Below are 12,153 nucleotides of genomic sequence, written 5' to 3'. Positions count from 1 at the left end.
GAAGTGCCGAGAGTGGGGGCCATCATGCCCGCCGGGCCAATTCGGCAGCCTTGCCGATGTAGCTGGCCGGCGTCATGGCCAGCAGCCGATCTTTTTCGGCGTCAGGGATCGCAAGCGAGCGGATCAGCCCATGCAGCGCCTCGGCCGTGACCGTCTTGCCGCGAGTCACTTCCTTCAACTGCTCGTACGCACCCTGCACGCCGAAGCGCCGCATCACCGTCTGGATGGGTTCTGCGAGCACTTCCCATGAAGCGTCCAGATCCGCTGCCAACGCTTCTTCGTTGAGTTCGAGCTTGCCCAAGCCGGCCGCCAAGCTCGCATAAGCGAGCGTGGCATAGCCGAGCGCGACGCCGATGTTGCGCAGCACGGTGCTGTCGGTCAGGTCGCGCTGCCAGCGGCTGATGGGCAGCTTTTCGCTCAGGTGGCGAAGAACCGCATTCGCAAGGCCGAGATTTCCTTCAGCATTCTCGAAGTCGATCGGGTTGACCTTGTGCGGCATCGTCGAGGAGCCGATTTCACCTTTCTTCAGCCGCTGCTTGAAGTACCCGAGGCTCACGTAACCCCAGATGTCGCGCGAGAAGTCGATGAGGATCGTGTTGGCCCGAGCGATCGCGTCGAAGAGTTCGGCCATGTAGTCATGTGGCTCGATCTGGATGCTGTATGGCTGAAAAGTCAGACCCAGACCCAGCGGCGCGGGCGTCTCGACCACTTTTCGGCTGAACGCCTCCCAGTCGAAGTCTGGCCACGCCGCCAGATGCGCGTTGTAGTTGCCGACCGCTCCGTTCATCTTGCCGAGCAACTGCACGCCCGCGATCTGCTCGCGCGCCTTCGACAGACGCACGGCGACGTTGGCGATTTCCTTGCCCACGGTGGTCGGGCTGGCGGTCTGTCCGTGCGTGCGCGAAAGCATCGATACGTCAGCGAACTTCGTCGCCATCTCGCGCAAGGTCGAGATCAGGCCGTCGATGGCGGGCAGCATCACCTTCTCGCGGGCCGCCTGGATCTGCAGCGCATGGCTCGTGTTGTTGATGTCTTCGCTGGTGCAGGCGAAGTGCACGAACTCCGAAGCGGCAAGCAGCTCGGGCCGCGCCTCGAACTTCGACTTGATCCAGTACTCGACGGCCTTCACGTCATGGTTGGTGGTCTTCTCGATCTGCTTGATCGCTATCGCGTCGGCCTCCGAGAAGTTGGAGACCAGCCCGAGCAAATACTTGCGGGCGCCTCCGGTGAGTGGCTTGAATTCAGCGAAGCCGCAGTCCGAAAGGGCGATGAACCACGCCACTTCGACCTGCACCCGCCGGTGCATGTAGCCCTGTTCGCTCATCAGCGGGCGCAGTGCCGCGAGCTTTGGCGCGTAGCGGCCATCAAGGGGGGAAAGCGCGGAAACGGTGGAGAAACTCATCGGCGAATTTTAGGTCTCGCCCGGCTCGAAGCAATTGCGGCTCCGGCTCGCCGCCGCACGCCAAGAACGGGCCGGGAGGGCAACGTCGATTCCGCAGTGGTCCGGTTCCCATAGAATCAAAGCGCTACAACGATGACCCTGATGGGGGGAAAGCCCGAATGAAACTGATCGGATCCGCTGCCAGTCCTTACGTGCGCAAAGTGCGAGTGGTCATGGCCGAGAAGCGGCTCGACTACCAGTTCGTGATCGAAGACGTCTGGTCTGCCGATACCACCATTTCCAGTGCCAATCCACTCGGCAAGGTGCCCTGCCTGATCATGGACGGCAGCGAAGCCATGTTCGATTCGCGCGTGATCGTCGAGTATCTCGACACGCTCTCGCCGGTCGGCAAGCTGATTCCACAGCAAAGCCGTGAGCGGGCGGAAGTCAAGACCTGGGAAGCGCTGGCTGATGGCGTCATGGACGCGGGCGTGCTTTGGCGGCTCGAAGCAACGTGGGCACATCGTGCCGACGGCGAACGCAGCCGGGCCTGGATGGACCGCCAGCGCGCGAAGGTCCTCAATGGGATCGCGGCCATGGCCAAGGGGCTCGCCGACAAGCCGTTCTGCAGCGGGATCCACCTGAGTCTTTCGGACATTGCGGTGGGCTGTGCACTTGGCTGGATCGCCCATCGCTTTCCCGATATCGACTGGCGCGGCGATCACCCGAATCTTGCCAAGCTCTACGACAAGTTGATGTTGCGGCCCAGCTTCGCCGACACCTGCCCTTGAGCCGGCCCAGACAAAAAAATGCCCCGCAATGCGGGGCATTTTTTTGGTGGAGATAAAAACGTTGCGAGGCGCCCCGAGACGAAGGAGGGAGGGAGGGAGGAGGAGAAGAATCGCCTCGGGATTTCAACCAAGCGACACGCACCTGGAAGACCTCGCAACATGAAACCGATAGGGTGATCCACACCCGAAACCGTTATGAGCGTGGCCCCGGCGACCGGTTCCCGCGCGAGAGGTAAGCGTTTGTGACGGTAAATCGATCAGTGGGTCGATCGATCGGGACCGAGTTGCTTTTCGACATCGCGGATGAAGGATCGATCCTCAGGCGTCGTGAGGCTTGAATAAGACTCGACCACCGTTCCGTCCCGCGCGATCAGGTACTTGTAGAAATTCCATTTCGGCGTTGTTCCCGAAGCGCGCGCCAACTCCTTGAACAATGGGTTGGCGTCTGTTCCGCGGACAGAGCTTTTCGCAAACATCGGAAATTTGACACCAAAGGTGCTTTCGCAGAAGTCGGCGATTTCCTTGTTCGAACCTGCCTCTTGCGCGAAATCGTTGGACGGGAAACCAAGCACGACCAAGCCCCGAGCGCGGTATTTGCTGTCCAGGGATTCGAGACCTTTGTACTGGGGTGTAAATCCACAGAAGCTCGCGGTATTTACGACGAGCAGCACCTTGCCCGTGTACTGGCACAGATTCTGGGGTTTCTCATCTTGAAGCCGCGCAAAGGTGTGCTGCAGGATGGCTGGGCAGGCGGATGCCGCGGTCGAGGCGGCTTTGGCGTCGTCAGCCTTTGCGCTGCGGGGGAGAAAGCTGGCCACGGCGGCTATGGCCAAAAGAATCGTCAACGGCAGCCGGACGTGAATTCGCATGGCGGATTTCCTCAGTTTTGCGCATGGGAAGCGTACGCGTATTTGTATGTTCTTGCGCGTGTCATGGACGCGCCAAGACCGCCGTCTAAAATCCAGCGGCTTCAGAAAGACACCAATGCTGTACCCGGAACTCTTCAGACAACTCGAATCCGTCCGCTGGGACATGGACAAGGATATTCCGTGGCAGTCATTCGACGGGACCCTGCTATCCGAAGAGCAGGCCCAGACCATCAAGATGAATGCCATCACGGAATGGGCCGCATTGCCTGCCACCGAGATGTTCCTGCGCGACAACCGGCATGACAGCGACTTCTCGGCCTTCATGTCGATCTGGTTCTTCGAAGAGCAAAAGCATTCACTGGTGCTGATGGAATATCTCAAGCGCTTCAGCCCGCAGCACGCGCCGACCGAACAGGAACTGCACGACGTGCGCTTCGATTTCGATCCCGCGCCGCCGCTCGAAACGCTCATGCTGCATTTCTGCGGCGAAATCCGCCTCAACCACTGGTATCGCCGCGCGGCGGAGTGGCACACCGAGCCCGTCATCAAGCACATCTACACCACGCTCAGCCAGGACGAGGCGCGCCATGGCGGCGCCTATCTCCGCTACATGAAGCGTGCGCTCGAAAAGTTCGGCGACGAGGCGCGTTCGGCATTCACCAAGGTGGGCGTGCTCATGGCTAGCGCCCGCCGGACCGCGCAGGCGCTGCACCCGACCAACCTGCACGTCAACAAGGCGCTTTTCCCCAACGACACGATCCAGAGCCGTGTGCCGGACCCCGACTGGCTCGAGCACTGGCTCGACAAGCAGATCAAGTTCGACACGGTCTGGGAAAACAAGGTCGGCGACCGCATCCTTCACAACTTGAGCTTGCTGATGAACAGGAGCTTCAAGACCGTGCAGGAACTGAATCGCTATCGCAAAGAGCTGGCGGCTTCGCTCGGGCCGAAGCCCGAGTACCAGGGAGCCTAGCCAAGCTCGCCCCCAGGCTGCGCGCACTTCGTGTCGCTTCGCCAACCCCCTGCCGGGGGCGGCCGGCCGCTTCGGGCGGCCGGGCGCGGCGGCCCTCCTCTGAAGACGCATCGCCGTCAGTGGCGCTCTACGATCACGGGGGTTAGTTGGAGGCCGTTGCGGACTTGCTCTGCGGTGTTGCGGGCTGATTCGCGTGAGGCGTAGGGGCCGGCTTGCAGGCGGTGGGTGCCGCGCTCGCTGAAGACGTTGAGGGACGGCGCGAGGCTGGGCAGATCGCGTGCGACCTGTTGCTGAAAGCGCGTCGCGCCATCTCGCTGGCTGAATGCGCCGAGTTGTACCCAGAAGCCTTGCACACCTTGCACTCTTTGCGTTGGCGCCGAAGCTGCGCCTTCGGACGGCAGCATGGGCGAAGCGATCGGGGGCGATGCGGCAGCGGTTGAAAGCGGAGCCATCGGTGCCAGAGGCGAGACTTCCATTGCCTCGAAGCGCGGCGTGGCCGCGACTGGCGCCGTCAATGCTGCTGGCACGGCGACGCTGTCCGCCGCCGGGGCAAGTTCGGCAGGTGTGGGCGGCGGCGTACGGCTTGCCAACTGCGTGGCATCGGCATTGCCGCGACGCCAAGCACCTGTGCGGATGTCGTCGTTGGTGATGCGTTCGATCTCGACAGGCGCAACGCCGCGCAGCAAGTCCAGCTTGAGCGCGGCGGTATAGCTCAGATCGATGACGCGGTCGTCGTGAAAAGGCCCACGGTCGTTGACTCGCACGATCACTTCGCGACCGTTTGCCGGATTGCGAACGCGCACATAGCTCGGCAACGGCAGTGTCTTGTGGGCCGCGGTCATCGCGTACATGTCGTAGGGCTCGCCGCTGGCGGTCGATTGGCTGTGGAATTTGCGGCCATACCAGGACGCCAAGCCGCTCTCGCGGAATGGGCGGTCATCGACGATGGGAACATACGAGCGGCCCAGCACGACATAGGGCTTGCTGGTTCCACCGCTGCTGCGGATGGGTTCGACGCGGGGTTCCGCATCGGGGACCTGGCTCAGGTTCGGGGGCGGGCTGGCATCGGCGCCGTCGCGCCCGAAGCCGCCACTCTTGGGGCCGCTCGCGCAACCGGCGAGCAACAGAAGGACCAGCGAAATGACGCGCGTTGCTCCCTGAGAGCGGATGGGCGGCCACACGAGGTGGGCACGCCTGGGGGCGAGCGTCGTCCTATCCAAAGACCGCCTTCCAAAGTGCCAACATGGCCTCACGCTCGTGGACGAGAGAGCTCATCGGCACCTGCGTCGGTTCTTCGTTGAGCCGCGCCCGGTGCTGCACACGACGCAGTTCACGGTATGCCGCCGCGGCGTTCTGGCCGATGCCTTGGGGCAGCAAACCGGCGTTTTCCGCGCGCACGAGCAGGGCGATGTTGCCGACGTTGGGGACCAGTTCAGGGTGGGCTTTGGCTGCGGAGAGGATGAGAAATTGCACCGCGAATTCGGCGTCGACCATGCCGCCCGCACTGTGCTTGACGTCGAAGTGATCGGGCTTCACCGGCCGCGCTGCTCGCACCTTTTCGCGCATGGCAACGATCTCGGCCTTGAGGGCATCGCGATCGCGCGGCGCGGTGATCACGGCTTCACGGACGCGGTCGAACCGCTCCCCCAGCGACGCATCGCCGAGTACGAAGCGCGCACGCGTCATGGCCTGGTGTTCCCAGGTCCAGGCCGTGTTGCTGCCGCGGCCAAGCTGATACTTCTCGTAGGCCTCGAAGCTGGTGGTGAGCAAACCCGAATTGCCGTTCGGCCGCAGCGCCGTGTCAATCTCGAACAGATCGCCTTCGCGCGTCTTCACCGTCAGCCAGTTGATGAGCTTGCGCACATAGGCCGCATACACCTCGCCCGCGCGTTCGTCGTCGTCGTCATAGACAAAGACGATGTCCAAGTCGCTCCCGTAGCCGAGTTCCTTGCCGCCGAGTTTTCCGTATCCAATGATCGCGAACTGTGGCCGTTCGCGGTGCGGATTGCGCACATGCGGCCAGCACCAGCGCGCCGTGGCGCGCAGCACCGCGTCGGCCAGGGCGCTGAGATCATCGGCCACCTGCTCGACCGTGATGCGCCCGTCGACGTCACGAGCGAGCGTGCGAAACAGCTCCGCGTGGTGGGCGTGGCGCAAAAGATTGAGCAAACGCTCCTCATCGGCTTCGCCGGTTCGGGTGAGCGACTGGTGCCGCGCTTCGAGTTCGCGCTCGAACTCCGTCGCGACAAAGCGGCCCGAGAGCATCTCGTCGCTCGCGAGCTCGTCGATCACACCCGGGTGCTGCATCAAATAGCGCGCCGGCCACTTGGCGGAGCCGAGCAGTCGCAGCAAGCGCTCCTGCACGGCGGGCCGCTCGACAAGCAGGGCGATGTAGTTCTCGCGCCGCAGGAGCGGTTCGATCCAGTCCGCCCAGCGCAGCGCCGCGTCGATGTGATGGCCGATCTTGCCGGGCGCCTCGCTGTCGGGTTCGCGCAGCCATTGCCCCGTGCGGTGCACGAGTTGGCGCAGGCGGGCACGTGTTTCGTCGCGCAAGGCCCGGATGCGGGGGTTCTCGCGCCATGCTTCGATGCGTTCGGCAAAAGGTGCGGGCAGGCCGTCGATCAGGTCGGCCAGATCGGTCGGCGCCGCGCTCGCGCCGCCGTTGCATCGCTTGCAAGGCGCCTTGCCGCCGAGCAGCTTGTCGAATTCCTGGGCGACGAGCTCGCGGTGTGTATCGAGTTGGGCGAGGAAGCTGCAGCAATCGGCAAAGCCGAGCGTCTGCGCGATCCATCGGACGTCGTCGTCGCTGACCGGCAGCACGTGTGTTTGCTGGTCATCCAGGTACTGGATTCGATGCTCGACGCGCCGCAGGAACACGTATGCGGCGGCCAACTCGTCGGCGGCTTCCTGCGGCATCAGGTTGGCGCGCGCCAGTCGCTGCAGCGCATCGAGCGTCGGGCGGGTGCGAAGCTCCGGGAATTGCCCGCCGCGCACCACCTGAAGCAACTGGACCGTGAATTCGATCTCGCGGATGCCGCCACGCGACAGCTTCACGTCGTTCGCGCGCTCCGGCCTTCCAGCGCTGCGGCGCGATGCCTGTTCGCGAATCTGCCGGTGCAGCGTACGCAACGAGTCGAACACGCTGTAGTCGAGATAGCGGCGGAAGACAAAGGGCAGAACCACGCCCCGAAGCGCTTGGGCCGAGCCGCTGGTCACCACCGATCGCGGCGCGACCACGCGGCTCTTGAGCCACGCAAAACGCTCCCACTCGCGACCTTGCACCTGGAAATACTCTTCGAGCGCGTCGAGCGAAACCACGCTCGGACCTGAATTGCCGTTCGGTCGCAGCGCCAGGTCGACGCGGAACACGAACCCGTGCTCAGTGGTGTCGCCCACCAGTGCATAAATGCGCTTCACCGCCCGCGCGAAGTATTCCTGGTTGGACAGCTTGCCCCGGCCGTCGATGTCGCCGAGCGTGTCGCCATCCTGGTCGTACAGGTAGATGAGGTCGATGTCGCTCGACACGTTGAGTTCGCGCGCACCGAGCTTGCCCATTCCGACGATCCAGATCTGCGCGCGCTGGCCGTCGGCTCCGATGGGCGCGCCATGGGCCGCGTCGAGTTCAGTGCAGGCCTCATGGCAGGCGACGTCGAGTGCAAATTCAGCGAGTTCGGTGACCGCGGTCGTCACGACGGCGAGCGGCGCCTGCTGGTCGCAATCGAGGGTAATCAGCCGTTCCATCACGAGCTGGCGCACGATGCGCAGCGCGTCGGCGGCATTGTCCCCGCGGCGGCGAAGGGATTCATATGCCTGGGCCATGTGCGCGAGAACCGGTGCGCCGGGCGGCAGCAACGACAGCTCGCCGGCATAGCGGCGCCTCAGGCGTTGAACGAAGCGCGAGTAGCCGGCCAACGGCGTCGTGGGCGCGGATGCCTGTGGCGCGCCATGCGGCGCGGAGCCGGGGCCGTTGGAACCGGGTTGGGAGCTGGCAGTCATAATTCTCGACACAGCGCGATCCTCAATGAACGACACGACGTCTTCCCCTTCACGTCTGCTCAAGATCACCGCTGTAACGGCGCGCTGGTTGCTGGCATTGCTTTTCGGTGCATGGCTCCTGCTCGTGCTGTCCGTCGTTGTCCTACACGTCTGGATTGTGCCGCGAATCGGCGACTACCGTGGTGCCCTCGAAGCCCAAGCCAGCCGGGCCATCGGTGTACCTGTACGCATCGGTTCGGTAACTGCACAGTCCGGCGGATTGTTCCCCACCATCGAGCTGCGCGATGTCGTGCTCCAGGATTCGAACGAGCAAGAGGCGCTGCGCCTGATGCGCGTGGTGGCGAGCGTTTCGCCGCGATCGCTCTGGAATCTCAGTTTCGAGCAGCTCTACATCGAAGAGCCGCAGGTCGACGTGCGGCGCGACGCCGCCGGCAAGCTCCACATCGCGGGCATCGACATGTCGGCCGAGACCAGCGGCGAGCGCGACGGCGCCGACTGGTTCTTTGCGCAGCGCGAGCTCGTCGTGCGGGGCGGCACGGTCGTCTGGATCGACGAAGGCCGCAGGATGGAGCCGCTGCGGCTGACCGATGTTCAGTTCGTTGCGCGCAACGGCGGGCGGCGTCACGCCATGCGCCTGGACGCGACACCGCCGGCAGGTTGGGGCGAGCGGTTCACCCTCGTCGGCGATTTCCGCCAACCCCTTTTGTCGGTGCACAGGGGCAACTGGAAGACCTGGGACGGCAAGATCTTCGCGAATCTCCCGTATGTCGATGTCACGCGCCTTGGCGGCTACGTGGACCTCGACGCGCGTATTCGCGAAGGCAGTGGAGGAATGCGGCTCTGGGCGGACATCACGGACGGCAAGCTCACGGGGGCCGTCGCCGATCTGGCGCTGCAAAGGGTCGACGTCTCGCTGGCCAAGGGCCTTCAGCCGCTGTTTCTTCGTGACGTGACGGGGCGTCTCGCTGGCCGTCTCGACAATGAAACCTTCGAATTCTCGACCACCAATCTGCAGTTCGATACGGCCGGTGGAAAGCGTTGGCCTGGCGGCAACATCTGGCTGCAGCACACACCCGCCAAAGACCGCGCGGCGGAGCGCGGCGCCTTCCGTGCCGATCGGCTGGACCTCGCCGCGCTGGCGCTCATCGCGGACCGCTTGCCGTTCGGCGAAGCCACGCGCAAGCTCATCGGTGAATTCGGTTTGAGCGGCCTCGTCGAGCGCGTCGATGCGAACTGGCAGGGTCCGGCGTCCAAGCCCGACAAATACCAGGTGCGCGGGCGGCTGAGTGCCTTCGGCATTGCGTCACAGCCCGGGGCGCCGGTCGAGGCGGTGGCAACAGCCACGGCCGAACCGCCGCCGGTCCCGGTGGGCACGCCGGGCGTGCGCGGCGCCACAGTAGAGTTCGACGCCAGCCAGACGGGCGGCAGCGCCACCGCGTCCATTGCAAACGGCGCGCTCGATTTTCCCGGTGTTTTCGAGGAACCAGTGATCCCCATCGACCGGATGTCGATGCAGGCGCAGTGGAAGGTCGACGGAGAGGCCGTCCAGTTGCAGGTTTCGAACCTGCGCTTTGCCAATGTCGACGCCGAAGGCGAGGCGCAGGCCAGTTGGCGAACCAGCGATCCGGCGGTGTCCGGCGGCGGCGCGCGCTATCCAGGCATTCTCGATTTGCAAGGAAAGCTCACGCGAGCCGATGGAACGCGGGTCTATCGCTACCTGCCGCTGCATATACCCAAGGGCACCCGCGACTACGTGCGAGACGCAGTGACAAAGGGAACGGCCAGTTCTGTCGATTTCAAGGTGCGGGGCGATCTGTACGACATGCCGTTCATGGACCCGAAGCAAGGCGACTTCCGCATCGCCGCGCGGGTGGCCGACGTCACCTATGCCTACGTTCCCTCCATGCCGAACGCGTCCAAGTCGTGGCCCGCGCTGACGGGGCTTTCCGGCGAGCTCGTCTTCGAACGGGCCGGCATGCTGGTGCGCAACGCACGCGGGCGTATCGTCGGCGCGCCCGGCGTGGAACTGACGAAGGCCGAGGCGCAGATCGCCGACATGTCGCACCATGCCGCGCTGTTGAAGGTCGATGCGCAGGCCAAGGGCGCCCTTGCCGAAGTGCTGCGCGTGGGCGCACCGCTGGCAGGCGACGCCGAGAAGACGCTGGCCGACATGCGCGCAACCGGCAACGCCGACTACAGGCTGCGCCTCGAGCTGCCGCTTTCAGCCATGGACAAGTCGAAGGTGCAGGCAGGTATCGTGCTCACCGACAACGACCTGCAACTCGCTTCTTCCGCGCCCGCGTTGACGCAGGTGCGCGGCACGGTCAACATCACCGAGACGGGCTTTTCGCTGGCGGCGATTCAGGCGCGCGCATTGGGCGGCGCAGTGCGCATCGAGGGCAACGGGCGCTTCGGCAATGCGGTCCAGGACCTGAACTTTCGGGTGCAAGGCAATGCCACCGCAGAGGGGCTGCGCGCCGCGCGCGAAGTCGACTGGCTGACGCGCCTTGCCAGGGGCGCAAGCGGCGGTACAGCCTATGCGGCCACCTTCTCCGTGCGTGACGGCGTTCCAGAATTTCTGCTCACCAGCAGTCTTCAAGGATTGGGGCTGCAAATGCCGCCGCCGCTGACCAAGGCGGTCGAAGAGTCGATGCCGTTGCGCATCGAAAAGAAGGTCGTCCTGCGCGGCTCTCGTTCGACGGGCGGCGCCACGCAGCCCATCAACGACCAGATCTCGATCGATCTCGGACGCGCGGTATCGGCGGCCTACGTGCGCGACCTTTCCGGCAGCGAACCGAAGGTGCTGCGAGGCGGAGTCGGCGTCGGCCTCTCGGCGGGGGAATCGGCGGCGCCGCCCGATCGCGGCATCTTCGCGAACTTGCGCTTCGATCGCCTCGACATCGCTGCCTGGCAGGCACTCTTTGCAGACGCAACCGGCAGGGCGCCGGAAGCCGCCGGCGCCAATGAAAGCGCGGACGACGCGCTCTCCTATCTGCCCACTCTCATCGCCCTGCGGGCGCGGGAACTCGCCGTCGGTGGCAGGACGTTGCACGACGTTGTGCTTGGCGGAACGCGCGAGGGGTCGCTCTGGCGCGCCAATATCGACGCGGCGGAGCTCAGCGGCTATGCCGAATACCGGCATACGCAGTCTGGTCGCCTGTATGCGCGGCTGGCACGACTGAAGATCGCACGCAGCGAGGCCACGGCCGTCGAAACGCTGCTCGACGAACAACCCAGTACGCTGCCTGCCCTCGACATCGTGGTGGACGACTTCGAGCTCTTCGGACACCGGCTCGGGCGTGCGGAGATCGACGCGGTCAATCGTGGCGGCGCCGCGCGTGAATGGCGGCTCAATCGGCTGGCGCTGTCCAATCCGGATGCCACTTTTACCGCGCAGGGCACGTGGGGTGCGCTTCCGGGTGGTGGTGCCTCAGGCGGGCGCGAGCAGCGCCGCACCAGCATGGACTTCAAGCTCGAGATTGCGGATGCCGGCAACCTTCTCACGCGGTTTGGCATGAAGGACGTCGTGCGGCGCGGCCGGGGCCGGCTGGAAGGCGCGGTGCAGTGGACCGGCTCGCCGTTCGCAATCGACTACCCAAGCCTTGGCGGGCAACTGCAGATCAACGTCGAAACGGGACAGTTCCTCAAGGCCGAGCCCGGCATTGCCAAGCTGCTGGGCGTGCTCAGCCTGCAGGCCTTGCCGCGACGGCTGACACTCGACTTCCGCGATGTCTTCAGCGAAGGCTTCGCATTCGACTTTCTGCGCGGCGACGTCAAGTTCGACCAGGGCGTCGCGTCGACGAACAACCTGCAGATGAAGGGCGTGAACGCCGCCGTACTGATGGACGGTTCCGCCGACCTGGCGCGGGAAACGCAGAGCATCCGCGTGGTGGTCGTGCCGGAGATCAATGCCGGGACCGCGGCGCTGGTGGCCACGGCGATCAATCCCGCGATCGGCCTGGGCACCTTCCTCGCGCAGATGGTGCTGAGCAGGCCGCTCATCGCGGCCGCCACGCAGGAGTTCAAGATCGACGGCACCTGGACCGACCCGAAAATCACCAAGGTGCCCCGCCGGCTGCTGCCGGAAGCGCAGAGCGCGCCGGTGGCACCCGCTCCGCGCTAGAAGCAAAACCGAAGGAGACA

7 protein-coding genes are annotated in these 12,153 nt (G+C 64.7%); 3 read left to right on the top strand and 4 right to left on the bottom strand.

Annotated features, from left to right (window positions below; genetic code table 11):
• Positions 1-22: 22 nt before the first annotated feature.
• A complete protein-coding gene (gene purB, locus AC1DMA_RS15185; RefSeq protein ID WP_478144724.1) occupies positions 23-1,402 on the bottom strand; it encodes an adenylosuccinate lyase in 1,380 nt (459 codons plus the stop codon).
• 158 nt (positions 1,403-1,560) lie between these two features.
• Here purB and AC1DMA_RS15180 point away from each other — a divergent pair, with 158 nt between their 5' ends.
• Positions 1,561-2,172: a glutathione S-transferase N-terminal domain-containing protein gene (locus tag AC1DMA_RS15180; RefSeq protein ID WP_478144723.1), complete on the top strand. Its 612-nt coding sequence runs from the start codon at positions 1,561-1,563 to the stop codon at positions 2,170-2,172.
• A gap of 257 nt (positions 2,173-2,429) precedes the next feature.
• Here AC1DMA_RS15180 and AC1DMA_RS15175 read toward each other — a convergent pair whose 3' ends face one another.
• Positions 2,430-3,041, bottom strand: coding sequence for a glutathione peroxidase (locus tag AC1DMA_RS15175; protein WP_478144722.1), 612 nt, complete (start codon positions 3,039-3,041; stop codon positions 2,430-2,432).
• Positions 3,042-3,156: 115 nt separating this feature from the next.
• Between AC1DMA_RS15175 and AC1DMA_RS15170 the strand changes: the two genes are divergently transcribed.
• A complete protein-coding gene (locus AC1DMA_RS15170) occupies positions 3,157-4,014 on the top strand; it encodes a ferritin family protein (RefSeq protein WP_478127472.1) in 858 nt (285 codons plus the stop codon).
• 116 nt (positions 4,015-4,130) lie between these two features.
• Here the strand turns inward: AC1DMA_RS15170 and AC1DMA_RS15165 are convergent, their stop codons facing one another.
• Both AC1DMA_RS15165 and glnE read right to left on the bottom strand, forming a co-directional pair.
• On the bottom strand, positions 4,131-5,195 hold the full coding sequence (locus tag AC1DMA_RS15165; protein WP_478144721.1) for a septal ring lytic transglycosylase RlpA family protein: 1,065 nt from the start codon (positions 5,193-5,195) through the stop codon (positions 4,131-4,133).
• 31 nt (positions 5,196-5,226) lie between these two features.
• Entirely contained in the window at positions 5,227-8,010 is a 2,784-nt protein-coding gene (gene glnE, locus AC1DMA_RS15160) for a bifunctional [glutamate--ammonia ligase]-adenylyl-L-tyrosine phosphorylase/[glutamate--ammonia-ligase] adenylyltransferase (protein WP_478144720.1), read from the bottom strand.
• A 25-nt stretch (positions 8,011-8,035) separates the two neighbouring features.
• Between glnE and AC1DMA_RS15155 the strand changes: the two genes are divergently transcribed.
• Positions 8,036-12,133 carry a YhdP family protein gene (locus AC1DMA_RS15155; RefSeq protein ID WP_478144719.1) on the top strand — a complete coding sequence of 1,366 codons (4,098 nt, stop codon included), beginning with the start codon at positions 8,036-8,038 and terminating at the stop codon, positions 12,131-12,133.
• Positions 12,134-12,153 lie beyond the last annotated feature (20 nt).

It is taken from the genome of Variovorax sp. 05N34 (assembly GCF_056397405.1).
This window is presented reverse-complemented; position numbering and strand designations above follow the sequence as displayed.